Below are 26,190 nucleotides of genomic sequence, written 5' to 3'. Positions count from 1 at the left end.
AACTAAAAAAACCACTTCAAATGTGAAGCGGTTTTTTAGTAGTCATCATTAGTGATTTTGTGCTTCGAATAGTTTACCTGTTTTCATCAATTGTTCAGGCGCATCCATGATACCCATGTTTGCTTGAACAACAATCATTTTGTCAGGGTTTTCGTTAGCTGTTTGCATAGCGTTAACTAAATCTTTTTCAGTATCAACATTGATGAATAGATATTGATCATCTTTTGCACCAAATGCTTTTGAAATTGTACTGTAGTCAAGTTTTGGCACATCGTTATAAGGTTCTGTTTCACCATGGATCACACGTTCAACTGTGTAACCACTGTTTTCAATAATGAAAATAACAGGTGTTAAGTTTTCTTTGAAAGCAACACCGAAATCTTGGATAGTTAGAAGCAATGAACCTTCACCAGTTGAAAGAACTGTACGACGGTTATCGTTTTGGTTAGCAAATTGTGAACCTAATGCAGAAGGGAACGCATAACCAATTGATCCCCATAGTGGTTGACCAATGAAGTTTGTGTCTGCTTTAAGTTGTTGACTAGCTAGACCAAAGAATGATGTTCCTTGTTCAGCAACTAATGTGTTGTTACTTTGAACGAATTTTTCTAAAGCACGATCATAAAATTCTTGTGTTAGTTTGTTGTCTGTTGCTTTTAACTCGTCTTTTGCAAGTTCTGGGCGAACAACTTTATCATAGCTTTGATTCAAGTTAGTTGAAGCTAAATGATTAATAACATCTTCAAAGTTGTAAGGTGTTGTGAGTTTTCTACCGTAAACTGTAGCATCATCAAAGTTTAAACTAATTGTTTTTTCAGGGCCAAAGCTTTGTGTAAATCCACCGGTGATTGAGTCTGTTAATTTCGCACCGATTGTAATAACTGCATCAGCTTCGTCCACAAAACGATTAATTGATTCATCAGAAATTGAACCATTGTAAGTTCCAACAAAGTTTTCGAATTCTTCATTTACAGTGCTTTTACCCATTGCAAGTGTTGCGACTGGAATATTATTTTGTTTTGAGAATCCTTCAATTGCGTCGCCTAAGTTAAAGCGTTGTGCTTCATGGCCAACGATAATAACTGGTTTTTTAGCAGCTTTGATAGCTGAAGTAACGGCTTCAACTGATTGAGAAACATCTGTTTGAGCACTTTCAAACAAGCTAGGAATACCAGCTTTAAGACTTTCGTTTACAGGAAGTGCCACTAAGTCTGTTGGTAAAACGATATAAGCAGGTTTTTTATTTTCATAAATGTAGTGAAGTGTATCGTTAATTTGGTTAATAGCGTTATCTTTTGTTAAAAATGTTGTTTTTAATCCCAAAGCTTCGTGAGCTTTGATAAAACGTTTGAATTGACCATCCGCAAATGTATGGTGAACAAGACCGCCATTGTGTTGCACTTTTGTTGTTGGTGCACCAACGATTTCAAGAACGGGAACTTGTTCTGCTGTACTACCAGCAAGACCGTTGATTGCACTTAATTCACCAACACCAAATGTTGTGACGAATGTTGCAAAACCACGTTCACGGGCATAACCATCAGCCATGTAAGATGCGTTTAGTTCGTTTGCGTTTCCAATCCATTTCATATCATCACGGTGAGTAATGTGATCCAAGAATTGTAAGTTAAAATCTCCGGGAACACCAAAAACTTCATCTGAACCAAGATATTTTGTTACATCCAATAAATAATCTGATAAGGTATACATAGTCTATGACTTCTTTCTTTGATATTATTGGTCAATCAAGTTGACCTTTATTGATTACAGATACTAATATACACCGATAAAATAACAAGTCAACAAGATTGACCTATTTTTTTAAGGAGAATTTTTATGAACGATAAAAGTAGATTGGCAACTATCTTTTTTGCTTACCAGAGATTTGCGAGTTTAATTGATTATGGTGAGTATGGTTTAAGCAAGAATCAGCACCGTGTTTTATTTTGTTTATATGCTATTGAAGAAGTATCAATAAAAAAACTATTATTGATTTTGGGCATTTCAAAACAGGCCTGTAATGTCTTGATTCGCGATTTAATGAGTCGTGATTTAGTCTACGAAGAAAAATCTGAAAAAGATCGCCGCGTTAAAATTCTAAAATTAACGCAAGCAGGTAAAGATTTAAATACGAAGATGAATGCAGAACAAATTAAAATTGTTGACGCTATTTTTGATGAGACGGATAACGATTGGCAAAAAGCAATGGAAAAAATGGCTGATGATTATGTGGACGTTATCGATTAAAAATCAAAATTTGACAAACTCAAATAATCAGATTACTTTTTTATTGAGGTGAAGAAAATGAATATTTTAATTGGTGTTCCAGAATCAAATTCGAATTTAGACGGTGATGCGATTAAAGCTGCAGTTGAAAAAAGTGCACAGAAATACGATTTTAAATCGTATTTGAGTACAGAAAATTTATCAAAAGAGCAATTAGATAATATCGATGTTTTGATTGGTAATAACACTGCTGTTTTGAATCAATTACTCGATAGTGAGCAATCAAAATTGAAGTGGGTTCAAGCTTTATCAGCTGGAATTGATAACTTTCCACTTAAAAAAATTGAGGATAAAAAGATTATATTATCAACAGTTAATGGGATTCACGCAGAACCAATTTCAGAATCTGTTATTGGTATGATTTTAAGTTTGTATCGTGGCGTTGCAGAATCAGCAAATAAACGCCACTGGTTCAAACCTACTCATATGTTGAAAATGTTACAAGGTAAAAAAGTTGTGATTTTTGGTACAGGTCATATTGGAGGTAGAATCTCTGAAATTTTGACAGTATTTCATGCAAATGTTGTGGGTGTTAACCATAGCGGGCATGATGCTAGATACTTTGAACAAGTTGTCAGCACAGCTGACAGCAAAGACGCTATCAAAGATGCTGATATTGTAATTAATGCGTTACCTTTGACACCGCAAACCACGAATTTATTTAATTATGATTTCTTTAGTCAAGTGACTGCACAACCGTTATTTGTTAATATTGGACGCGGTCCAAGCGCCAATACTGACGACTTGGCACGACTAATGCAAGATCATAAACTCGGTGCTTTAGCTTTAGATGTAACTGAGCCAGAGCCTTTACCTGACAATCATCAGTTATGGACAATGGACAATGTGCTAATCACACCGCACATTTCAGGTATACACGCCGAATATTTGGATGAAGCTATTGATATTTTTAACGAAAACCTAGAACATTTTAGACAAGACGGCACAATCAAAATTAATCAAGTTGATTTTGATAAAGGTTATTAGAAAAAGGAGATAAAGAATGATTATTGTTAATGTCAGACTCACAATTAATCCTGAAAAAAGAAGCGAATACTTAGAATTTATGGCAGATTTAGTGGCTAAGTCATTAAAAGATGCCGGAAATCTAGCTTATGCTCATTACCAAGATACAACTAACGACAACCAGTACTTGATTTTAGAACATTGGGATAGTCAAGATAGCTTAGATAACCATCTAAAAACAGATCACTTAATAAGTTTCAAAAACAATATCGGTAACTTTGTTACTGAAGAACCAGAACTATTATTTTTAGAACAACAAAATAATTAAATAAAAGACGATTCGCGAATAACTTGGCTGAATCGTCTTTTTATTAAAATAAAATTAATTTTACATTTGACTTTTTAATACTAGGGTGTTTTAATGAATTCAACAACAAGTCAGGAAGGGAATTTGAAATGAATAATCTTAATCATAACTTCAACTATTATTATAGCTTTTATTACTTTAGCACAAGCGTTTGCTAGTCCAGTATTTACTGATGCAAACGCTTCAAACAATGCGTTTGCATCTAAAGCAGATAAGAGTTATAACAATTCTTTGTCGGTTAGATGCAGGTCATCTAAACGATAAAGCGATAAGCTATGATTATAGGTTTTTAAGTTGCGTTAATTAATTCTCTATAAGTAAAAGTCGGTTAGATGATATCATCTAACCGACTTTTTTATTTAGGAGGATATTAAAATGAGTCATCGAAAACTGAAAACCAGTTTATTCTTAAATTACTTAGTACATGGAATGGCGCTAATTATTCTAGCGCAAAACATTAAAGAATTAGGTGCCAATTGGGGAACACCACTAGCGACAGCATCATACGTATTATCAGGTGTTGGGATAGGTCGACTAGGTGCTTACTTAATTTTGGGTTACTTGTCAGACCGTATTGGCCGTAAAAAAGTTTTAATTTTAGGAATGATGGCTTACTTTACATTCTTTATGGCGACACCATTCAATCATAATATAACCCTATCATACGGGTTATCAATTTTAGCCGGTGTAGCTAATTCAGCGTTTGATTCAGCAACATACCCAACATTCCTTGAAATCGGCGACAAAAACAAATTTGCCAGTATTTTACTAAAAGCGTTCATTTCAGTCGGAGAGTTTATCTTACCGCTAGTGGTTGCCAGTTTGCATAGCAGTAACTTATGGTTTGGCTGGTCATTTGTTTTAGCAGCAGTGATTGTATTGATCAATTTTGTAACTATTTTAACGACACGTTTTCCAAAACAACAATCTGTGATTGAAGAAGAAGTATCAGACCAATCCTCACTTTCAAAAAATAAAAAACGTTTGGTTGCAATTTTACTAGGGATTTACAGCTACACTTCAATGGCAATTATGATTTGGTTTACACAATGGATAAGCTTATTTGCAACAGATATTTTGCATTATGATTCACTAACGTCACACACCTTGATTTCGCTATACAGTTTAGGGTCAATTATCGGTGTTTTAACTGTTTTCTTATTACTCAAACAACAATTTTCAGCGACTCGATTACTTGTGATAATGAATGTTGTGTCATTATTATCATTGATTGTCATTACGCAAGTACAACAGCCTACTATCTCAATGATTTCAGCTTTCTTATTTGGTTTCAGTGCAGCAAGTGGCGTGATGCAAATCGGATTGAACTTGTTGATTCAATTATTCCCTAAAAACAAAGGAATTTTAACAGGAATTTACTTTATGTTTGGTAGTGTGGCCTCATTTACAGTGCCAATCATTACTGGAAAACTATCACAATTTGGTATTCAAACAGCTCTTCAAGGAGATATTTTAGTAGGTGTAATTGGCACTATCGCAGTTGCAGGAATATTTATTATTTACAAGACAGTTCAACAACCTGACGACTTAGCTAGTTCTCGTCAAAAGATTAATCAAATTGATCAACAAATCATTGGGTTATTGCAACAACGATTTGAAGCTGTAACCGCTGTTAGTGAAGCCAAAAGACAAACATCAAAACCTGTTTTTGATCCTAAAAGAGAGCAACAAGTCTTAGCAAAAATTGACAATTACAGTCAAGTTAAATCATTAGCACCTCATTTCAAAAAAATCTATCAAGGTATTATGGATGCTTCAAAAGATTACCAAAACGAATTAAATAAAGTCGGAGGAAAGAAATAATGAATTACTTAACAGCAGGAGAATCACATGGTCCACAATTAACCGGTATTTTAGAAGGAATTCCAGCAGGCTTAACCCTTGATATTGATGGAATTAATGACCTTTTAGCAGCTAGACAAGGTGGGTATGGTCGCGGAAGTCGTCAAAAAATTGAACATGATCAAGTTGAAATTACAGGTGGCGTTCGCCACAAAAAAACATTAGGCTCACCTATTTCATTAGTGGTGAAAAATATCGATCACAATCATTGGAAAGAAATCATGAACCCACTGACGGATGCAACGCCTGAAAACACAATTCGCAATCTAACCCGTCCAAGACCTGGTCATGCGGATTTAGCTGGTGCGATTAAATACAATCATCAAGATTTAAGAAATGTGCTTGAACGTTCATCTGCTCGTGAAACAGCTATGAGAGTGGCTATTGGTGCTATCTGCAAGCAATTACTTAAGCAATTAGATATTGATATTGTGGGTTACGTTGAACAAGTTGGTTCTAAAAAAGCAGACAAAAAAGCATTGTTAGATGTAAAAGAAATCGAAAACCAAATTAAACAAAATGATTTAAGAGTAACAGATCAATCGCAAGTCGAAGCCATCCATGAATTAATAGATGAAACGAAGCGTAATCGCGATACATTGGGCGGTGTTATCCGAGTTGTAGCAACAAACATGCCTGTTGGAATGGGTAGCTATGTTAGTTTTGATCAAAAATTAGATGGCAAAATTGCAGGTGCTGTGATGGCAGTCAATGCGATGAAGGGTGTTGAAATTGGCGATGGTTTTGACACTTCAAAGAATCCAGGAAGTGCCGTAATGGATGAAATTGATTGGCATAAGGAGAACGGTTTTGGTCGCTTAACAGATCACTTAGGTGGTTTTGAAGGTGGTATGACAAACGGGATGCCCGTTATTGTAAAAGCTGCAATGAAGCCAATCCCAACGTTATACAAACCGCTTCAAAGTGCCGATATTAAAACAAAAGAAATGAAAAAAGCAAACGTTGAGCGCTCTGATACAACCGCTATTGTGCCGGCTTCAATCGTGATTGAAAGCGTTGTGGCAATTGAGCTAGCCAAGGTTATTACGGAAACGTTTGATGGCAGTAATATGGAACGTCTAAAACGCCAATTGGCTGAATACAGAAAAGAAGTATTGGACTTTTAGAGGAAATAATATATGAAAAATTTGATGACAAACATAACCAAAGGCTTAACAGGTGAATTAACAGTCCCAGGTGATAAAAGTATTTCACATCGTGCCATTATGCTGGGAGCACTAGCTGAAGGAAAGACAACAATTCACAATTTTTTGCAATCACAAGACTGCTTATCGACGCTTAAAGCATTCCAAGATATGGGTATTGAAATTACTAACACAGAACAACAAGTCGTTGTTTCAGGGGTTGGGTTAGATGGCCTAAAACAACCTAAGCAAGCACTTGATATGGGCAATTCCGGTACAACGACACGGTTAATAATGGGAATTTTAGCAGCACAGCCCTTTGATACGACATTGTTTGGTGATCAATCACTTAGCAAACGGCCAATGGATCGTGTTTGCCAGCCGTTGCGACAAATGGGTGCCAAGATTAAGTCCGAACAAGATAAATTACCATTAACGATTGAAAGAAGCCAGATTAAAGCAATGGCGTACGAATTGCCCGTTGCCAGTGCTCAAGTTAAAAGTGCAGTTATTCTGGCTGGATTATTCGCTGAGGGTCAAACAAAAATCATTGAAAAACAAAAAACTCGCGATCATACAGAACGACTTTTAAATGCTTTTGCACCGGGAACAATTGAAGTCAAAGAGTCAACTATTACGGTCACACCGCCCAAAAAATTAAAGGCACAATCAGTTGAAGTTCCCAGTGATATTTCATCTGCTGCCTTTTTTATGATTGCAGCAGCTATCATACCGCATTCGCATTTAACGCTTCGAAACATTAGTTTAAATGAAACGCGAACAGGGTTATTGAATGTACTTGAAAAAATGGGCGTTAACTTAAAGCGAACCAATCAACGTCTACTAAGTGGCGAACCTGTAGCTGATATCGAAGTGAAGACTAGTCAACTAAGTGCAGTTGAGTTAACTGAAGAAGATGTTCCTGCCATGATTGACGAGTTACCCGTTATTGCACTATTGTGCAGTTTTACTAAAGGTATAAGTCGAATCACAGGAGCAAAAGAATTAAGGGTAAAAGAAACTGATCGAATTTCAGCAGTAGTCACTGAGTTTAAAAAATTAGGAATCGCAATCAAGGAACTACCAGATGGCTTTTTGATTGAAGGCCAACCAGAACTTGAAGTTAAAGATTCGCAATTGGCTAGTCACGATGATCATCGTATTGGCATGACTTTGGCGATTGCGGCTTTAAAGTCAAAAGAACCATTAACTTTAGAGAATGCAGAGTGTGTGGGGATTTCATACCCGAACTTCTTTGAAGATTTAGAAAAAGTAATGAGGTAATTAGGATGGAAACGGTGTTTATTAGCGGAATGGGATTGATTGGCAGTTCTATTGCGCGTGTTATTCGACAAAAAGATGAGACAATTAAAATTTTAGCTGAGGATACGACTACTCAAAATCTTGACTATATGCATCAATCGAATTTGATTGATCAAGTTGTCGATTTTGATGAAGGCGTCAAAACAGCAGATATCGTTTTTTTGGCAACACCGGTTTCTATCATTAAAAAACAACTAGAGCAAATTGCAACTTTTAAACTTCACTCTAAAACAATTGTGACGGATGTTGGAAGTACTAAACTATCAATTATGGCAGCAGCCAAAAAGATGACACAAAAAAATCAACAAGTCCGATTTATTGGTGGTCATCCGATGAGTGGGTCGCATTTAACAGGAAGTCAAAATGGGCGACAAAATTTATTTTTAGATGCTTACTATTTTTTGATTAATGCAAATGCGAGTGAATCAGAAATCTTGCAGTTGCAAGATCTTCTCAGTGAAAGTCATAGCCATTTTAAAGTGATGGCGGCTGAGGAGCATGATCATTTGGTTGGTGTAACGAGCCATTTACCTCATATTTTAGCGACAACACTGGTTAACACAGCGAGTCAAGAACTGAAAGATTCAAGTGTAGGACTTGAAACTTCAGCTAATGGATTCAAAAAGACGACAGAAATTGCTCAAGCTGATGAAGTAATGTGGCAAGCCATTTTTTCAGAGAATAAAGACGTATTGCTCAAACAAATTAAATGCTTTGAACAAGAGCTTGACCAGTTTAAAACCGCAATTGCAACGGATAATCAATCCGTGATTACCAACAAAATCAAACAAGCAAAACAAGTTCGACAACAGCTATAGGAGGGGTCAACATGCCAATTATTTTAATCGGATTCATGGGTACCGGTAAATCAACAGTGGGAAAACTGCTAGCAAAAAGTAGTAATCAATCTTTTTGTGACTTAGATGAACTAATAGAACAAGAGACAAACATGTCTATTCCAACTTATTTTGAAAAGTATGGCGAATCGGCATTTCGACAACTTGAACAAAAATTATTAAAGCAGGCATTGAATACTTATGAGGTTTTGTCAACGGGAGGAGGCACACCCACAATAGCTGAAAATCAACAGCTAATCCAAAAAGCTGATGGCTTAACCATTAAACTTGAGGCTGATATCTCTGAAATTCGCGCCCGAATTGGCGATGACAGAAATCGTCCAATCTTTAAAAAACTTAATCGACAAGAATTTGATAACCTCAAGCAAAAAAGGGACCATGTTTACAATGCCTCTTGTGATTTGATTATTGATACTAATCATAAATCACCAGAAATGATTGCCGATGAAATTTTGAATCTAAGGGAAGTTCTTAATAGTCAAAAATTACGCTCATAATAAATGACAGTTAATTCAAGAGTCAAAAATTGGCTGAATGAATAAATTCAGATATGATAAGTGCTACCCCACATCACTTAATTATTCAAAAATGAGGAAATTTATGGTGCACTTAGATTATCAATTACAAAATCAGTGGCGAAAGCCCTCAGATGTGTTATGCCAATCTCCTATTGCTTTAACATCTGTTCAGGCTAATGAAGTATCGAGTTCACATCTCAATATTTATTTTAGTGAAGTTACGTCAAGACAAGATCAATTCATTGGTCAGCAATTTATGAGTCGTGGTTATCTAAAGCTAAACGAACAAACTTTTTGGCTGGAAAGATTTCACTTTCATGAGCACTCAGAACATTTAATCAATCACCGATATTACGATATGGAGATTCACTTTGTATTTAAAAAGGGTGATGAAATTATCGTTGTGGCTTTGTTAGGAGATAGCCAAAAAACTGCCAATCCAAAATTTGCTAAGTTGTTTAAAGATGACTGGCAGAACTTTGATTTAGCTGATTTTTTTCCTAAAAAGTCGAATTACTATAGCTATATTGGCTCATTGACAACACCACCATTTACACAACAAGTAAAGTGGATTGTTATGGAAGAAGTGATAAGTGTTAGTCCAGAAGATATAACGATTATCAAACAAAGTTACCCGAATAATTACCGACAAGAACAACCTCTCAAACAAAGAGAAATCAATTACCATATTACGCCTTAAAAAAAGAGCCTCTACAATTTTTGTAAAGGCTCTTTTTTAATCGTCTAAGTTATCAATAATATGATGCATGGTTTTCATAAAAGTTTGTTTTTCAGTTGTACTTAGACTTGCTAAATTTTTTTCCCACCAGTTGTTTCTGATTTTTAGAATATCAGGAATTAAACTACAACCTAGGTCAGATAGTTCAAGATTTTGCGAACGACCAACGCTTTCTTTTTTATTAATATAATTAATCTCAATCAATTTATTAACTTCACGTGTCACTAAAGCACGATCTTGTCCGAGGACTTTAGCAATTTGGTTTTTGTTAATATCTTGATTTTGATAAATGGTCAACAAAATATTTGCAGTTGTTGGGTTGAGTTTGATTTCTGCACATTGTTTGTGAGTATCGTTGTAATATTTTCTAGCAAGTATAGATACGTATTGTGATAAATTTCCTAAATCTTCCAAGATCAATCTCCTCAGTTAAAATTGCCAAAATGCACAGGTATAACTATAACACGAATTTAACATTTTTCTATGTTGACAAATCAACATAGTGGTTTTATCATTATGTAGACAAATCAACATAAAGATAAGAGGTATCCTAATGCAAGTTGAAAAAAACGGTTCTAATATTTTAATCCAAACGATGATTAATCAAGGTATTGACTATATTTTTGGTATTCCAGGCGCTAAAATTGATCAATTATTTAATGATCTAAAAAACTACCCCGATGAAAACAAGCCCAAGCTAATTGTGGCACGTCATGAACAAAATGCCACCTTTATGGCGAGTGGTATTGGGAGATTAACAGGAAAACCTGGCGTGGTTTTAGTAACTTCTGGTCCAGGTGTTTCTAATTTGGCGACCGGATTAATCACAGCGACATCTGAAGGTGACCCTGTGATTGCTTTAGGAGGACAGGTTCCTAGAAATGATATTTCAAGACTGACTCATCAAAGTATTCCAAGTCGTGAGTTACTATCAGAAGCAACTAAAAGTAGTTATGAAGTAGAAATGGCAGATAATATTTCAGAAGTGTTCATTAATGCGTATATTACTGCCACTTCTCCTAAAGCAGGGGCAAGTTTCATTTCGATTCCACAAGATGTTTTAGCAGCTCCTGTTGAAAAGCCTGCGATTAAAAAGTTTGATTTACCCGATGAGAATGCAGAAGCGACAACTGCTTCGTTGAATAAAGTAATTGAAAAAATAAAACAGGCAAAATTTCCAGTTATCTTAGCTGGAATGCGGGCATCAGATCAACGTGTTACTGATGCATTGCACCACTTACTAAGTCGATTTTCGATTCCAATTGTTGAAACCTTTCAAGCAGCTGGAATTTTATCTCACAAATATGAGCATAACTATTTTGGTCGTGTAGGTTTATTCAGAAACCAGATTGGTGATACGGTTTTAAAACAAAGTGATTTAGTTATTACAATTGGTTATGATCCAGTTGAGTATGAAGCACGTAACTGGAATTTAAGTGGGGAACGTGAAATTATCAATATTGATACGGTCGACCCAGAAATTACTAACGAATATCAACCGAACTTAATTATCAAAACCGATTTGGCTAACTCAATTAATAAACTAGCGACTTTACTACCTGAAGGGCTTAAAATTCAAGAGACCTCAAGTCAAATTATTCAAAAATTGCGTTATCAATTTGACTATGAGGAACCTGATTTCAAATTCAAAGATAAGTCATTACTTAACCCACTTCAAATCATTGAGACACTACAGAACTTTGCAGATGATAGTAATATTGTGACTGTAGATGTGGGTAGCCATTATATTTGGATGGCCAGATACTTTAGAAGTTATCAACCTCGTCAGTTATTATTCAGTAATGGAATGCAAACCTTAGGTGTGGCTTTGCCCTGGGCTATTTCAGCTTCTATTTTAAACCCTGATAAAAAGATTATTTCTGTTTCAGGTGATGGTGGCTTTCTGTTTTCTGGACAAGAGCTTGAAACGGCTGTCAGATTAAATTCAAATATTATCCATTTGATTTGGGAAGATAATGCTTATGATATGGTGAAATTCCAAGAGGAAATCAAGTATAATCAAAGTTCAGGTGTTGACTTTGGCCCTGTAGATTATGTCAAATATGCACAGGCTTTTGGAGCTGAGGGGATTAAGGTTTCAACACAAGAAGAGCTGGCCGAAGCTTTGGATAGAGCTAACAACATTAACGGTCCAGTTATTATTGTGATTCCCGTTGATTACAGTGCCAACACGCAACTGAAAACAAGTTTAATTGAAAATACCACAAACTAATAAGGGAGTGAACAAGATTAAAACAAATTACCAACCAATTGTGTGGTCTGATGAAAAAATAGACGCATTCAGACAAACTCTTTTAGCTTGGTATGACGCTAACAAGCGTGATTTACCTTGGCGAAAAGATACGGATCCTTACCATGTTTTTATTAGTGAGATTATGCTACAACAGACGCAAGTGAATACGGTTATCGACTATTATCTTAAGTTCATTAAGGCATTTCCGACTGTTTTTGATTTAGCTCGGGCCCCAGAAGACGAACTGATGGCTGTTTGGCAAGGGCTAGGATATTATTCACGTGCTCGCAATATGCAAGTAGCCGCGCAACAAGTTGTAGATGATTATCGAGGAGAATGGCCAAGAACCGCCAAGGAACTTGAGAAGCTAAAAGGGATTGGACCTTATACGTCTTGTGCAATTGCCTCAATTTCGTTTGGCGAAGTAGAGCCTGCTATTGATGGTAATGCGTTTCGTGTTTTTGCTAGGCTACTCAAAATTGAAGATGATATTGCAAAGCCTAAAACGAAAACCATCTTTTATGACATTGTCAAAAAAATAATCGACCCGAATCGACCAGGTGATTTCAATCAGGCAATTATGGACCTAGGTTCTAGTTATATGAGAGCAAAAAATCCAATTATTGAAGCGTCACCGGTTTATGAATTTGATGCCAGTGGTCAAGATGGGACTTACTTGGATTATCCAGTTAAAACTAAGAAAAAGCCGCCCCAAAAGATACTTTATTACAGCTTTGTGATCAAAACCCCAACCGGTTATTTATTAGAAAAAAGACCACAATCAGGTATTTTAGCTAATTTCTTGATGTTTCCATTAGTCAAAAAAGCAGATCTTGAAAAAGAAGCGATTAAGGATTATTTTAAAGAAAATTATTCAGTTAATTTGACTAATATTGAATTCGACGATAATCAAAAAGTGGTTCATACATTCACACATCAACAATGGCAAATTAATTTTGTAACTGCAGATTTAGTGGGTTATAATCAAGGAAGCTTGATTGAGATAACATCAGAAGAATTGAATCAACTCAATTTATCAGCTCTACAAAAGAAAATGAATAAAATTTTAGCATAAAAAAAGACTACTCAAAGGAGTAGTCTTTTTTTAATTTGCTTTTTTATCATTAAATCTAATGAAGTAAATAATTGTCATAATAATTAAGAAAGCAACCCCTACTAGTAATGAAGCACGAGTAGCAGGGTTAATGAACATATACACCAATGTCACAGCTAGGAAAGCTAGTGTTAAGTAGTTAGTGTATGGTGATAGTGGCATTTTGAATGGATGGTCTTTAAGTAGTTCAGGATGTTGTTTTCTAAATCTTAAATGACTGATTAAAATCACAACCCAAGGAACCATCCCTGGTAATACACTTGAACTATAAACTAGTTCAAAAATGTTGTTAGTGCCCGGGAATAATAGTGGAATGACAACACTTAAAAATACACCTAAAAGAATTCCTAATGTAATTGTGATAACGCCGATATAAGGAACATTATGACTATTCAACTTTTTAAATACTTTTGGAATTTGATTTTCACTAGCTAACGTATATGACATTCGGCTAGCACTGTAAATACCAGAGTTAGCACCTGATAAAGCAGCAGTTAGAACAACAAAGTTGATAATACCCGCTGCAAATGTAATACCTGCTTTTTCGAATGTGGCCACAAATGGTGAACCAACTTCGTTTAAACCATTCCATGGGTAAATTGTAACAATAACAAAGATAGCCCCAATGTAGAAGATTAAAATGCGACTAACTGTTGATTTGATAGCACGCACAAGAGTTGGTTGTGGGTCTTCAGCTTCACCAGCTGTAATCCCAACTAACTCGATACCTTGGTATGAAGCAAGCACCAAGGCTAGTGCAAACATAAATCCGTTGAATCCACCAGTGAAAAATCCACCGTGTGCCCAAAGGTTACTTAATCCTGTCGCAGGATGACCTGCAAGACCAAAGAAGATAAAGATTAAACCAACGATAATCATTAAGACGATGGTGACAACCTTAATTAGTGAGAACCAAAACTCTAACTCACCAAACATTTTAACGGAGATTAAGTTTGCAATCATTAGAAGTGCAATAGCGATTACACCAGGAACCCAAACAGGTAATCCCGGGAACCAAAACTCCATATACTCACCAATGGCAATAACCTCACTCATTCCAACAACAATAAATTGAAAAATATTACTCCAAGCGGTTAAATAACCAAATACAGGATGAATATATTCAGAAGCAAATTTTGAAAATGAACCTGTAGAAGGGTCAACGTATAACATTTCACCCAAGGCTCTCATAATTAAGTACAAGAATAATCCGGCAATGGCGTAAGCGATTAAAACAGATGGTCCAGTCCAACCAATGGTTGATTTGGCTCCCATGAATAAACCTACCCCAATTGTACCGCCAAGCGCAATCATCTGCATATGACGATGTGATAATTTTCTTTCCAAGTTCCGTACACCTACTTACTATATTTTATTCATTCATTTTACATGAAAACAAAAATGCCGACAATGTTCAATTACAAAAAGTAATAAAAATAAGCAAAAAAAGCTTGTATTTAAGGACACAATCCGGTAATATTACTTATGTAAAGGTTGTACACAACTTATATTTGTGAAAGTGAGGCGCTAATTATGAAATTAGTTATTAAGGATACAGCAAAAGATTTCTTGAAAGATAAATTACCATCAGATAAGAGACACGTTTTCTTGGCATTAGATGATGGTTCTAGCAAGTTTTCAAAAATGGGTGGTTCTTGCGCCATAGGAAATAAGTTTCAGTTTGTGTTTAGTAATCAACCAGATGATGACTATCAAAATGTTATCGAAAATAATTTTGATTTAGATTTGACTATGTCAAAAGAAGAAGAAGCCTTCTTAGGTAATGGACTGGTCTTAGAATATAAAAATGCAGCGTTAGTTTTACGTGATGATAGCGGTATTTTAGATGGTGCTGTTTCAGTAGTTGAATACACTGAACCCGCTAATGCCGACCAGTTGAAAAAAGATATGGAAAAGTTCGGTACAAAAATTTGTTAAAATAATTAACTAGCCATGCGTTGAGCATGGTTTTTTTTGTATCTTGCAGTACGAAAAGAAATATTAAGCAATTTATGATAAAATAATAATAGATTTAATAAAAAGGAAGTTGATATTTTGGATAATTCTCGACCGAAACTGACAAGAAAAATCATGCTATTTGTATTACAATCTCTAGTTTCATTTGCAGGTATAGCAGTGCTGTCTTTAGGAGCTGCAATATTGAGATTAGGTTCTGTTGGATTGGATCCGTTCACAGCAATAAATACGGGTCTTTCTGCTAAATTAAATGTAGATTTGGGTGTCTTTCAACTTGGTTTCAACTTTATTATATTCATATTTATTGTATTGCTTGATCGTAAAAAAATCGGGTTTGGTACTATAATGAATATGGTTTTAGTAGGTTTTGAAATTCAATTCTTTTATGAATCATTTAGTAACTTCTTTATTTTAACTTCAACTTTTGTTTCAATTGCTGCTGCAATTATAGGATTATTGCTGTTCACTTTGGGAAGTTCATTGTATATGGGCCCAGGACTTGGTGTTGCTCCCTATGATGCGGTAGCTCCTATTTTGAGTAAAAAGTTTCATATTAAATATAAAGTAGCACGTATTATTCAAGATTTATTGTTTATGGCAGGCGCTTTTTATTTAGGCGGTCCAGTGGGATTTGCAACAATTATTATTGCTTTCTTTGCGGGTCCACTAATTACCATGTGGAATAAACGTGTTAGTTATCCGCTAGTTCGAAATGTTAAAGAATTTGCAGCTGAGCCAACACCTAAGAGTTTAGGGAATCGCCTTGTTGCTGCAACAAAAGTTGGTTATGAAGCAGTTAGAAAATCATATGAAGAAACCTTTGAAATTCAAAAAGAAATGACGGGTTTTAGTGATGAAGAATTGCAAAACCGTATTAAAGTTGCTAAGCAAAATTATCAAGATGCTGAACGTGTTGCACAAAATTCTCAACGTCAGTATGAGATGTTAGAAAAAGAACGTGAAAACAGAAATGAATAAGTATATGAATAAGGATGGTAATAAGTGAATCAAAATAAAATAACAAAAACACTAATACGTTTTTTCCTGATTGCTGTGGGTGTTGAAATCATTGCAATCAGTATTAATCTTTTCGCAGCACCTCACAAAATTGCATTGGGTGGTGTTAGTGGAGTTTCAGTTTTACTAGATGCGGTATTTTCAATTCCTACTTACGCGACGGTTTTAGTTTTAAACTTATTGATGTTGGTCTTGTCGTATCTGTTTCTAGGAAAGAAGACAACAATAAATATTGCTTTGGGTAGCTTAATGCTTCCAATTGGATTGGCTTTGACACCAGAAATCATGTTAGTTAAAGATCCGTTTGTTAGTGTAATTGCTTCTGGCGCAATTTTTGGAGTTGGGCTAGCCCTATTGTACAGATGCAATGCTTCAAGCGGTGGAACAGCAGTGCCACCAATGATTGTGAAAAAGTATTTTAGAATTAAAGAACCCATTACCTTATTAGTAATCGATTTAGTCGTAACGTTCTTCAATATTTTTGTTACAGGATTTGAAAGCTTTGTAGTTGCCACTATAGCGTTAGTAATTTCTTCTGCTGTTATTGATTACATTGAAACCGGCCTAGATAGAAAAAAAGTGCTTTATATTATGTCGACGGAAAAAGAAAATGAAATAAGAAAAGCTATTTTGGCTTATGGAACGACAACGACTATATTTGATGTAACAGGTGGTCACAGTGGTGATGAAAACCGCATGATTATGGTGGTTATTGAGAATAATGATTACTTTGCTTTATTAAGTATTTTAGAAGATATTGATCCTGAGGCTTTTGTTTTAGTTTACAATGCCTCGGAAGTTCATGGTGGATTTTCATTAAAAGATTAGGTATACTTGATTTTATTCCTGATTTTCTATATTATAGACTAGAAAGATTAAAATAAGGAGAGATATTATGGGACACAACAAGAGAACAAACGTGCACGTCGGCGTAGGTAATGACCGTCGTCCAGTAAATAGTACAAACTTGAAAAAACGTTTACAAGATAACTTAGATGTTATTAACTTTTTGAAATCAAGAAAAAATAACGACTAATAAACTAAAGCGATGATATAGTAATATATCACCGCTTTTTTTTGAGCAAAAGTTGTTTTTAAAGTTGATATTTGATAACATAGAAAAAATTTGTCAAAAATTAGGAGGATATTTTTATGGGAATGCATGCTTACTTACAAGGACTTAACAACTTAGAAACATTGAATCGTGCACCGGGGTACTTTCAATATCAACAACATTCAGTGTCTACACACTCATTCAGAGTGACACAAATGGCGCAAATGCTAGGCGATTTAGAGGAGATTTCAGGACATACGATTAATTGGCGTGTGCTATACGAAAAAGCCTTAAATCACGACTATACAGAGCGTTTCATCGGTGATATTAAGACACCTGTTAAATATGCGACTTCTGAATTACGCGAGTTGATTGCCAATGTGGAAGATTCAATGACCGAAAACTTTATTCAAAATGAAATCCCAAAAGAATTACAAGAACGCTACCGTAGACGATTATCTGAGGGGAAAGATGATACGCTAGAAGGTCAGATTTTATCAATCTCAGATAAAATGGACTTATTGTATGAAGCATTTGGTGAAATTCAAAAAGGCAATCCACAAGAAGTTTTCATGGAAATTTATCGTGAAAGTTTGCAAAGCATCAAGAAATTTAATCACTTATATAGTGTGCAGTATTTCTTTGAAAATATTTTACCTGAAATGTTATCAGAAGACTTTCCATTTAGAACAAGAGTGATGGAAGTCACAAACTTAATTTTAGAGTAATAAAAAAACACCGCTTAAAGCGGTGTTTTTTTATTGATTCAAGTAGCGTTTTAAGAACTCTTTTGTACGGTCTTCTTTTGGATTATTGAAGATTTCTTCTGGTGTGCCTTCTTCAGCAACAACACCTTTATCCATGAAAACAATGTGGTCAGAAACATCACGGGCAAAAGCCATTTCATGAGTAACTAAAATCATAGTCAAACCAGTATGTGCTAATGCTTTCATAGAAGCAAGCACGTCTTCAACCATTTCAGGGTCAAGCGCACTGGTAGGTTCATCGAACAATAGGACATCTGGTGACATTGAAACGGCACGAGCAATCGCAACACGTTGTTTTTGTCCACCTGAAAGTTGAGCAGGTTTTGCCTTGATGTAAGGATCCATACCAACTTTTTTAAGTTGTTCCATAGCCATTTCTTCAGCTTCTTGTCGTGAACGGCCAAGAACAGTCGTTTGGCCTACAATACAGTTTTCAAGAACGTCTAAGTTGTTGAATAAGTTAAAGGATTGAAAAACCATGCCGACTTTGGAACGGTACTTGGTAATTTCAAAACCGTTACCTAAAATGTTTTCACCTTTGAAGTTAATTTCGCCATTAGTTGGATCTTCAAGCAAGTTTAAACATCTTAGTAAAGTTGATTTACCAGAACCGGAAGAACCAATAATGGTTACAACTTCACCCGGTGTAACATCTAGTGAAATATCTTTTAAAACAAGATGATTTCCAAATTTTTTCTCTAAGTTACGAACACTAATAATTGAGTCTTGGTTAGCCATTAGTTTTTCACCTCTCTTGAATTAGAAGTCACTTGTTCTTGATTAGCCATTAAATTGTAATCTTTAGGACCATTTAATTTCTTTTCGATAAGTCTGAAGATACGTGTAATTGTAAAGGTTAGAACTAAGTAAATAAATGTAATTGTTAGGTAAGTGTGGAAGAACTGGAAGTTTTGTCCAGCAATTGTTGAACCTGTGAAGAATAGTTCAGAAACTGAGATGATGCTCAAGACGGAAGTATCTTTGATGTTAACGATGAATTCGTTAGCAACAGAAGGTAAACTGTTACGAACAGCTTGAGGGAGAATGATTTTTCTCATTCGTTGGAAGTGATTCATTCCTAAAGCACTTGCAGCTTCAAATTGTCCTTCGTCAGTTGAAATAATCCCACTACGGATGATTTCAGAAAGGTAAGCCCCTGTGTTAATTGAAACAACAATTAAAGCAGCTAAAGTACGGTCTAAGTTAAGCCCAAACATTTGAGCAGCACCGTAGTAGAATACAGCAGCTTGCACAATCATCGGTGTTCCACGGAACAGTTCGATATAAACAGAAGCCAGGAAACTAGCAACTCTAGTCGTCCAACGTTTACCACGCGATTTAGCAAGTGGAATCGTTCTGATAATTCCAACTAACAAACCAATGAAGAAACCGACGATAGTTCCGATTAATGAAATGAAAACTGTCATAGCAGTACCACGAAGTAACATAGCACCATATTGTTGCCAAATATTGATGAACCAATTACCTTCAGTCGCAGGTTTTGGCTGACTGTGAACGGCTGTTGTCATCATTTTATCACGTTCATCTTCGGGAATAGTTGCTAGAATTTCGTTAACTTTTTCAAGATTTGAATCACCTTTACGTAATCCAATTGCACTTTGTGTTTCTGAAGGATCTAAATGGAAACCTTGTCCTCTTTTGAATTCAATCATTTTAAGATTTGGATTAGCACTTGAAACGCTAATGCCTTCCGGCTTTTCAGAAACGTAACCATCGATAGTTTTTGATTCAAGAGACACACGCATTGCTGAAAAGTCTTTCATAGCAGGTTCTTTGATGGCACCTTTGATTTGGTTAATAGCGTCATAGTGGAAAGTGCCAAGTTGTCCAGTTATTTTTGCACCATTGAAGTCAGCTAAGCTAGTTGCATTGGCGTATTTTCCAGTACTATTTACGACCATTACAATATTTGAAGTATAGTAGGCGTTTGTAAAGTCAATAGCTTGACGGCGTTCGGGTGTTGGTGACATACCGGCGATAATCATATCGATTTTGCCAGAAGTTAGAGAAGGAAGTAGTCCATCCCATTGTGTTTTAGCAACAACAACATTTTTTTTGCCAAGTCCAGCGGCAATTTTTTTAGCCATTTGAACATCATAACCATTAGCATATAATGATTCTCCGTCAATTTTAACGGCCCCATTGGAATCATCTTGTTGTGTCCAGTTGTAAGGCGGATAGTTAGCCTCCATTCCGACACGTAATGTATCACTTTCTTCAGCGTGTACTTGGTTAGTGGATAAATTAGCTAATCCAACAAGCATGATAATAGCTGAAAAGAAAGTTAAAAGCGGGTTAACTTTCAAAGTTTTCATAAAATTACTCCTTCATGTTTTTGATTTAACACAATAAAAAAAACCTTTAAAAAATAAAGGTTTTGAGGCATTATGAAATAAATTACTGATTATTAAATAACATAATAGCACTCCTCAGATAACTGAGACAGTTCTAGTTGTTTGCCAACTAGACCCAGAAGAATTATTGTGTAGGCAACAAGTCTTCTTCGGCGATAAAATCCTGCCTTAGCTGGTCTTTGTGAACTACACACTCGCAACTAAATAGTGATTATCGCAACCTCTATTGCATTTCTTATTAAATTACTTACATATGATACCCTTAGAATAGAATATTGTCAACGAAAACCAGGAGGAAGCCAATGAAAGTCCATATTTTTGTTTCTCATCCAGATGTTAATAATTCTGTTACGCAACAATTTTTTAAATCAACGCTCGCTTTAGCAGACGCTGAAGTCGAGGTAACAGTTTTAGATGAGCAAATTATGCAAAACCAACAATTTAATAGGAAACAACACCAAGAAAATATTTTAGCTGCAGACCATGTTATTTTTCAATTTCCTTTGTATTGGTACTCAGCACCTTACTCACTTAAAAAATGGCAAGATGACATTTTTACTAATCGATTTATAAATGAGCTAACAAAATTGAATCAGCTTAAACGAAAAAGTTTATCTTTAGTTATCAATACAGGACAACCTCAAAAAGATTTTCAACCCGGACAAAAATCACAATTTAGTTTAAATGAGATTTTAAGACCTTATCAAGTTTTTGCAAATGAATTAGGATTTAATTACCTAACCCCATTTATTGTGTATCAGTTTGCTTATTTAAATGAACAACAACACTACCAATTGTTAGTTGATTACTTAATTCACGTGGAATTGATTAAACCAAGTTTTGTGGATAAGGGTCAATTTTTGCTTAACAAAATTAGACAAAATAGTAACTTAAACGACAATATTCAATTGCAGGCTGTTGTTGATACGATAGATGAACAATTGACTGATTACAAAGATCTAAGAGATGCACTAGATGAGGTGAAGGACAATGAAGAATGATTGGATGAAGGCCATTATTGAAGAGGCATCAAAGAACGAAAATAATTATGAAAAACGTGCATTGTTGAGTTATCTCAATCAATTTCAACATCAACTAGAAGTTCGCCGTGATTTAGCAGAAGGGGAACTTGATGGTAGATTGTGGAACCATGAACAATGGTAAACAAAAAAGACTGACAATTGTCAGTCTTTTTTGTTTAGTCGCCCCATTCTTCAACAGCTTCGTTGATTGAGCCGCCTTCCCATGAAAAGTCGTTGTACCAAAGTGAACGTTTTTCTTGGTTCATGCTGTATAATTTTTGCATATCTTGAGCAGATAATTCAAAGTCAAAGATGTCAGCATTTTGTTGGATACGTTCTTCATGAACAGATTTAGGAATTGTGATAATACCGCTTTGGAAGTTCCAACGTAGAACAACTTGAGCAATTGTTTTGTTGTACTTATCAGCAATTTTTTGTAGTTCAGGATCAGTTAGAACAGCGCCACCGCCAAGAGGTGACCAAGCTTGTAAATGAATACCATGTTGTTGGTTGAATGCTAAAATGTCACGTTCTTGAATTAGTGGATTGTATTCCATTTGGTTAACAGCTGGAATAATCGTAGCGTGATCAAGTAAGTTTTGCATACGTTCGTTATCAAAGTTTGAGACACCAATTGCACGAGCTTTACCAGCTTTGTAGATTTCTTCAACTGCACGCCATGTATCCACGTATTTACCGGTTACAGGCCAGTGAACAAGTAGTAAATCAACGTAGTCAGTTTGTAGACGTTCTAATTGACCATCGATTGCGTCAAGTGTTTCTTGGTAACCTTGGTCACCACCGAAAATTTTAGTTGTTAAAAAGATGTCTTCGCGGGTTTTACCAACAGCTTTAAGTCCTTCAACAAGACCTTCACCAACACCGCGTTCATTTCCATATTGTTTAGCAGTATCAAACATTTCGTAACCATGTTTTAAACCTAGCATAACTGCTTCTTTTGCTTGAGTGTTGTTAGATTTCCAAACACCAAGTCCCATTTGAGGAATACTTGTACCATTATTTAAAGTGATACGTGTAGATAAATCGAAACTCATAAATAAAATCCTCCTTTAATTTTTCACTTCTATAAAAACATTTCAGCTTAATAATTTCAAATAAAATGTTTAGAAAATAGCTGTTTCACATGAAACTTTTAAGCATTTATCACGAAAAATTCATATTAAGTTGATAGGATATACTTGAAAAAGTAGGTGAAAAATTGTGTATTCATTTTTGAAATTTTTGTTTAAATTAGTAATTGAACTTTTAATTTTAGGTGGATTTTGTTGGTTTTTGTTTACCCAGGTTATTAATATCGGTATTATAAAAGGGCAATCAATGGAAAAAACATTATATGATGGCCAATACACGATTTCTGTGAAAATGATAAAACCTAATCGTGGGGATGTTGTTGTGATTAAGTCACCTGATAATCCTCAAGTTCGCTATATAAAACGCGTGATTGGCGTAGGTGGAGACACTATCCAAGTTAAAGATAATCAATTGTATATTAATGGTCAGTTGACCGAAGAGCCTTATTTAGCACCTGATGTCAAAACGGAAGATTTTATCTTAGGAGATTTCACAGGGCGTGCTCACGTTCCTTATGGGTGTTACTTTGTGATGGGAGATAATCGTTCAAATTCATTAGATAGTCGTTCTTTTGGTTATGTGACACCAGATAATTTAGAAAGTGTCGTCAAATTAATTGTCTTTCCATTTCAAGATTTCAAAATTGTCTAATAGTGAAAGAGGAACAAGATGAGTACTAAAAATTCAGTCGCAGTTATCGGTAGTTTAAATCGAGATGTTATTTTACAAATCAATGAGTTGCCACTTGCAGGTGAAACAATTCAAACCCAAAAAGCTATCAGTTATGCTTTTGGTGGTAAGGGCTCTAACCAAGCTGTTTCATGTGTTCGAAATGGCAGCAAAGTTGCGATGGTTGGTTGTTTAGGCCAAGATGGGCATGGTAATCAATTCAAAGAAATGCTTCAAAGAAACAACATTAATTCACAATTTGTTAAACAATTAGCCAACGAAAATACAGGACAGGCTTATATTTTATTGCAAAGTTCTGGTCAAAATTCGATTGTGGTATCAGGTGAAGCTAATCATTTGTTAACTCCTCAAATGGTACAAGAAAGTCTACCTGTTATTCAGAATTCGGACTTTGTTTTAGCTCAATTTGAAGTGCCACTAGCTGCTATTGAAGAAGGATTTGCATTGGCTAGAGCTAATCAATCTAAAACCGTTTTAAACCCAGGTCCAGTTATTGAAGCAGACTTTGAACAACTCTATTCTTTGACGGATATTATTATTCCAAATGAAACGGAAAGTGAAAAGTTAACGGGTATTAAGATAACAGATGATCAAACACTAGCTGAATCTGCTGACTTTTTCCATCAAAAAGGGATTGAAGTTGTCATTATTACTTTAGGAAAAGAAGGCGTTTATTACGCTAATGCAAAGACAACTCAATCAGGCAAAATCAAAGCACACGTCGTTAAAGCTATTGATACAACAGCCGCGGGAGATACTTTTATTGGGGCATTACTTTCTCAGTTGAAATTAGATTATTCTAATTTAGAAGAAGCCATCAGTTATGCCAATTTTGCTTCTTCATTAGCTGTTCAAAAATTAGGCGCAGTTGATTCAATACCAACGGAAGCAGAAGTTAAATCCAAAATAAAAAAGCTTAGCTAATTAGCTAAGCTTTTTTATAATGTATGGCCATCACGCAAACAATAATTAATATTATAGCGCTTGAAAAATTCTTTTGGTGACAATTGATAGAGTGCTTGCATGTTTTCGGGATTCATATCAACATCTTGTAGCACAAATGATGCTTGATGATCTGTTTTATCAATACCAACTAAATAAGTTGTATTTTGTTGACTAATAAGCTCACTTGGATTCCACAATTCAAATAATTGTGACAAGTGTTGATGATTAAGCTGACGTTCAGATAAAACGGGGGAGACAGACATTGTTTGGTTTAATGCGGGCAATTGAACACCCATATTTTGATAGAATTCTGTAACAGCATTAAGTCCCTTAATAATGGCACCACGTAGTTTGCGGTTTGTGTCGATTGTGTTTTTGTGCATGGTTTTAAGTAGTTTTTCAGCTGCCTCAAAAGCCAATGGGTAAGTGTGATGTAAAGTTGTGTTTCGTGTTTTAAATCCTTCACAAAAAATAAATGTGTCTAAGATTTGTAAAGCACGTGATAACTTTAAGAAAGCACTATCATCTGGTTTTTCTTCAGGAATAACAGCTAAAACACGTGTCAAAATTGCCTGTTGAACTTTATAAGTTAAAACATCCAAATCTTTTAGAGCTGGGATAATTAACTGGTGGATTGCGCAGGTTGTCGTGAAATCGCCAACTTCACTGATTACCTGTGATAAATTATTTTGGTTTAACGGAAAAGCGAGTGAGGCATTAACAACGTTTAAACCATGTTGTTTAAGGTGTAGTAGTTCATGTGCGACACAAAAGTTTAAAAATTCTTTTTTTGGAACGTGGATTTCATAAGTATCAGCACTGATTGGTTTTGTGAATGAAGCTTCTGGATCCAGTCCTTCTTTATGGTCGTCATTGACTTTAATAAGTAATTTGGCATTTAGTAATGTTTCAACTTCTGTTAATAAAGCTGCGACATTAGGATATAAATCAGTAGTCAAAATTTTTCTCCTTGTTCTTAAAATTCTTCATATACTGCAGGATCTTGATTCTTTTGACGGCCATCTGGTCGGTCTAAGTTACAAATACGGTCAACTTCTTGTTGCGATAATTCAAAGTCGAAAATATCTTGGTTTTGTTCTTGTCTGAGTTTTGAACTAGACTTTGGAATTGCAATAACATCTAGTTGAAAAATCCATCTTAAAATAACTTGATAAACAGATTTGTTATACTTGTTAGCCAATTCAGTTAAAACAGGTTCATCATTTACAAAACTGGTACGATGTAGTGGACTCCAAGCTTGTGTAATAATGTCATTTTTGGTATTGAACTCACGTAGTTCTGGTTGTGAGAAGTAAGGGTGCAATTCAATTTGGTTAATTGCTGGGTAAACGCCTGTTTCTTCTTTCAAGACGTCTAAGTGTTCAGGCAAGAAATTGCAGACACCAACTTCCTTGATTAAGCCTTCTTTTTGAGCATCAAGTAAAGCTTTGAAGGCTTCTACATAAAGACCTTGTTTTGGGTTAGGCCAATGAATTAGATAGTAATCAACATAATCAAGGCCTAAATTAGTAAGGGAAGTTTGAAGTGCTTGTTTGGCATCCTCATATTTTTGAAAGCGACCAGGTAATTTTGAAATAACCTGGATATCTTCTCGTTTGAGCCCACTTTCTTTAATAGCCTGTCCAACTTCGCGTTCGTTTTGATAGTTATAAGCAGTATCAATCAAACGATAACCACAGTCGAGTGCTGACTTAATACTAGCCACACCATCTTCTCCGGTTAATTTGTAAGTCCCAAAACCTAATGCGGGAATTGGGTTATTGTTATAAAGTGAAAAATTAGGAATCATCAAAAAACC

General features: G+C 35.3%; 28 protein-coding genes and 1 riboswitch. Of the genes, 20 read left to right on the top strand and 8 right to left on the bottom strand.

The window, feature by feature from the left end:
- Nucleotides 1-48: 48 nt before the first annotated feature.
- Nucleotides 49-1,710 carry an alpha-keto acid decarboxylase family protein gene (locus JNUCC72_RS05575; RefSeq protein WP_454143648.1) on the bottom strand — a complete coding sequence of 554 codons (1,662 nt, stop codon included), beginning with the start codon at nt 1,708-1,710 and terminating at the stop codon, nt 49-51.
- A 126-nt stretch (nt 1,711-1,836) separates the two neighbouring features.
- Between JNUCC72_RS05575 and JNUCC72_RS05570 the strand changes: the two genes are divergently transcribed.
- The 9 genes from JNUCC72_RS05570 to JNUCC72_RS05530 all read left to right on the top strand — a co-directional run bounded on the left by JNUCC72_RS05570 (nt 1,837) and on the right by JNUCC72_RS05530 (nt 10,025).
- A complete protein-coding gene (locus tag JNUCC72_RS05570) occupies nt 1,837-2,247 on the top strand; it encodes a MarR family winged helix-turn-helix transcriptional regulator (protein ID WP_454143646.1) in 411 nt (136 codons plus the stop codon).
- Between the two features lie 57 nt (nt 2,248-2,304).
- Nucleotides 2,305-3,273, top strand: coding sequence for an NAD(P)-dependent oxidoreductase (locus JNUCC72_RS05565; protein ID WP_454143644.1), 969 nt, complete (start codon nt 2,305-2,307; stop codon nt 3,271-3,273).
- A gap of 16 nt (nt 3,274-3,289) precedes the next feature.
- On the top strand, nt 3,290-3,580 hold the full coding sequence (locus tag JNUCC72_RS05560; protein WP_454143642.1) for a putative quinol monooxygenase: 291 nt from the start codon (nt 3,290-3,292) through the stop codon (nt 3,578-3,580).
- 414 nt (nt 3,581-3,994) lie between these two features.
- Nucleotides 3,995-5,443, top strand: a complete 1,449-nt coding sequence (locus JNUCC72_RS05555; RefSeq protein ID WP_454143640.1) for a chorismate mutase — start codon at nt 3,995-3,997, stop codon at nt 5,441-5,443.
- On the top strand, nt 5,440-6,609 hold the full coding sequence (gene aroC, locus JNUCC72_RS05550; protein WP_454144735.1) for a chorismate synthase: 1,170 nt from the start codon (nt 5,440-5,442) through the stop codon (nt 6,607-6,609). Before JNUCC72_RS05555 ends, aroC begins: the two co-directional genes overlap by 4 nt.
- 12 nt (nt 6,610-6,621) lie before the next feature.
- Nucleotides 6,622-7,911: a 3-phosphoshikimate 1-carboxyvinyltransferase gene (aroA, locus tag JNUCC72_RS05545; protein WP_454143638.1), complete on the top strand. Its 1,290-nt coding sequence runs from the start codon at nt 6,622-6,624 to the stop codon at nt 7,909-7,911.
- Nucleotides 7,912-7,916: 5 nt separating this feature from the next.
- Nucleotides 7,917-8,768 (top strand): prephenate dehydrogenase, encoded by an 852-nt coding sequence (locus JNUCC72_RS05540; protein WP_454143636.1) that lies wholly within the window; start codon nt 7,917-7,919, stop codon nt 8,766-8,768.
- Between the two features lie 11 nt (nt 8,769-8,779).
- On the top strand, nt 8,780-9,304 hold the full coding sequence (locus tag JNUCC72_RS05535) for a shikimate kinase (RefSeq protein ID WP_454143634.1): 525 nt from the start codon (nt 8,780-8,782) through the stop codon (nt 9,302-9,304).
- 103 nt (nt 9,305-9,407) lie between these two features.
- Nucleotides 9,408-10,025, top strand: coding sequence for a carbonic anhydrase family protein (locus tag JNUCC72_RS05530; protein WP_454143632.1), 618 nt, complete (start codon nt 9,408-9,410; stop codon nt 10,023-10,025).
- A gap of 36 nt (nt 10,026-10,061) precedes the next feature.
- On the opposite strand, the gene JNUCC72_RS05525 is transcribed toward JNUCC72_RS05530, so the two are convergent.
- A complete protein-coding gene (locus JNUCC72_RS05525) occupies nt 10,062-10,478 on the bottom strand; it encodes a MarR family winged helix-turn-helix transcriptional regulator (protein ID WP_454143630.1) in 417 nt (138 codons plus the stop codon).
- A gap of 139 nt (nt 10,479-10,617) precedes the next feature.
- Between JNUCC72_RS05525 and alsS the strand changes: the two genes are divergently transcribed.
- On the top strand, nt 10,618-12,297 hold the full coding sequence (alsS, locus tag JNUCC72_RS05520; protein ID WP_454143628.1) for an acetolactate synthase AlsS: 1,680 nt from the start codon (nt 10,618-10,620) through the stop codon (nt 12,295-12,297).
- Between the two features lie 16 nt (nt 12,298-12,313).
- Nucleotides 12,314-13,393: an A/G-specific adenine glycosylase gene (mutY, locus tag JNUCC72_RS05515; RefSeq protein WP_454144733.1), complete on the top strand. Its 1,080-nt coding sequence runs from the start codon at nt 12,314-12,316 to the stop codon at nt 13,391-13,393.
- 30 nt (nt 13,394-13,423) lie between these two features.
- On the opposite strand, the gene JNUCC72_RS05510 is transcribed toward mutY, so the two are convergent.
- The gene (locus tag JNUCC72_RS05510) at nt 13,424-14,779 is read right to left on the bottom strand and encodes an amino acid permease (RefSeq protein WP_454143626.1); all 1,356 of its coding nucleotides are present in this window, start codon (nt 14,777-14,779) and stop codon (nt 13,424-13,426) included.
- A 186-nt stretch (nt 14,780-14,965) separates the two neighbouring features.
- On the opposite strand from JNUCC72_RS05510, the gene JNUCC72_RS05505 reads away from it, so the two are divergent.
- From JNUCC72_RS05505 to JNUCC72_RS05485, 5 genes are all read left to right on the top strand, one after another.
- A complete protein-coding gene (locus JNUCC72_RS05505) occupies nt 14,966-15,370 on the top strand; it encodes an iron-sulfur cluster biosynthesis family protein (RefSeq protein WP_056974106.1) in 405 nt (134 codons plus the stop codon).
- A gap of 117 nt (nt 15,371-15,487) precedes the next feature.
- Nucleotides 15,488-16,387 (top strand): YczE/YyaS/YitT family protein, encoded by a 900-nt coding sequence (locus tag JNUCC72_RS05500; RefSeq protein ID WP_236692268.1) that lies wholly within the window; start codon nt 15,488-15,490, stop codon nt 16,385-16,387.
- A gap of 24 nt (nt 16,388-16,411) precedes the next feature.
- Nucleotides 16,412-17,254 carry a YitT family protein gene (locus JNUCC72_RS05495; protein ID WP_454143624.1) on the top strand — a complete coding sequence of 281 codons (843 nt, stop codon included), beginning with the start codon at nt 16,412-16,414 and terminating at the stop codon, nt 17,252-17,254.
- 67 nt (nt 17,255-17,321) lie between these two features.
- The gene (locus JNUCC72_RS05490; protein WP_339968592.1) at nt 17,322-17,462 is read left to right on the top strand and encodes a hypothetical protein; all 141 of its coding nucleotides are present in this window, start codon (nt 17,322-17,324) and stop codon (nt 17,460-17,462) included.
- Nucleotides 17,463-17,578: 116 nt separating this feature from the next.
- A complete protein-coding gene (locus tag JNUCC72_RS05485) occupies nt 17,579-18,208 on the top strand; it encodes a YfbR-like 5'-deoxynucleotidase (RefSeq protein WP_454143622.1) in 630 nt (209 codons plus the stop codon).
- A 30-nt stretch (nt 18,209-18,238) separates the two neighbouring features.
- Here JNUCC72_RS05485 and JNUCC72_RS05480 read toward each other — a convergent pair whose 3' ends face one another.
- Nucleotides 18,239-18,985, bottom strand: a complete 747-nt coding sequence (locus tag JNUCC72_RS05480) for an amino acid ABC transporter ATP-binding protein (protein ID WP_454143620.1) — start codon at nt 18,983-18,985, stop codon at nt 18,239-18,241.
- Nucleotides 18,985-20,532 carry an ABC transporter permease subunit gene (locus JNUCC72_RS05475; protein WP_454144731.1) on the bottom strand — a complete coding sequence of 516 codons (1,548 nt, stop codon included), beginning with the start codon at nt 20,530-20,532 and terminating at the stop codon, nt 18,985-18,987. The genes JNUCC72_RS05480 and JNUCC72_RS05475 overlap by 1 nt, the downstream gene beginning before the upstream one ends.
- A gap of 148 nt (nt 20,533-20,680) precedes the next feature.
- Nucleotides 20,681-20,856, bottom strand: a riboswitch (Lysine riboswitch).
- Nucleotides 20,857-20,924: 68 nt separating this feature from the next.
- Here JNUCC72_RS05475 and JNUCC72_RS05470 point away from each other — a divergent pair.
- Together JNUCC72_RS05470 and JNUCC72_RS05465 are read left to right on the top strand one after the other, a co-directional pair.
- Nucleotides 20,925-21,623, top strand: coding sequence for an NAD(P)H-dependent oxidoreductase (locus tag JNUCC72_RS05470; RefSeq protein ID WP_454143618.1), 699 nt, complete (start codon nt 20,925-20,927; stop codon nt 21,621-21,623).
- Nucleotides 21,613-21,786 carry a hypothetical protein gene (locus JNUCC72_RS05465; RefSeq protein ID WP_454143616.1) on the top strand — a complete coding sequence of 58 codons (174 nt, stop codon included), beginning with the start codon at nt 21,613-21,615 and terminating at the stop codon, nt 21,784-21,786. The genes JNUCC72_RS05470 and JNUCC72_RS05465 overlap by 11 nt, the downstream gene beginning before the upstream one ends.
- Before the next feature lie 34 nt (nt 21,787-21,820).
- Here JNUCC72_RS05465 and JNUCC72_RS05460 read toward each other — a convergent pair whose 3' ends face one another.
- Nucleotides 21,821-22,699: an aldo/keto reductase gene (locus tag JNUCC72_RS05460; protein WP_454143614.1), complete on the bottom strand. Its 879-nt coding sequence runs from the start codon at nt 22,697-22,699 to the stop codon at nt 21,821-21,823.
- A gap of 166 nt (nt 22,700-22,865) precedes the next feature.
- Between JNUCC72_RS05460 and lepB the strand changes: the two genes are divergently transcribed.
- Together lepB and rbsK are read left to right on the top strand one after the other, a co-directional pair.
- A complete protein-coding gene (gene lepB / locus JNUCC72_RS05455; RefSeq protein WP_454143612.1) occupies nt 22,866-23,387 on the top strand; it encodes a signal peptidase I in 522 nt (173 codons plus the stop codon).
- A gap of 18 nt (nt 23,388-23,405) precedes the next feature.
- The gene (gene rbsK / locus JNUCC72_RS05450; RefSeq protein WP_454143610.1) at nt 23,406-24,350 is read left to right on the top strand and encodes a ribokinase; all 945 of its coding nucleotides are present in this window, start codon (nt 23,406-23,408) and stop codon (nt 24,348-24,350) included.
- Nucleotides 24,351-24,364: 14 nt separating this feature from the next.
- Here rbsK and JNUCC72_RS05445 read toward each other — a convergent pair whose 3' ends face one another.
- Together JNUCC72_RS05445 and JNUCC72_RS05440 are read right to left on the bottom strand one after the other, a co-directional pair.
- Complete coding sequence (locus JNUCC72_RS05445; RefSeq protein WP_454143608.1) at nt 24,365-25,330, bottom strand: hypothetical protein; 966 nt, start codon at nt 25,328-25,330, stop codon at nt 24,365-24,367.
- Nucleotides 25,331-25,347: 17 nt separating this feature from the next.
- A complete protein-coding gene (locus JNUCC72_RS05440; protein ID WP_454143606.1) occupies nt 25,348-26,181 on the bottom strand; it encodes an aldo/keto reductase in 834 nt (277 codons plus the stop codon).
- Nucleotides 26,182-26,190 lie beyond the last annotated feature (9 nt).

The sequence above is a fragment of the Holzapfeliella sp. JNUCC 72 genome, from assembly GCF_053668685.1.
The sequence above is the reverse complement of the archived record's forward strand: the minus strand, read 5'-3'. Positions and strand labels throughout refer to the sequence as shown.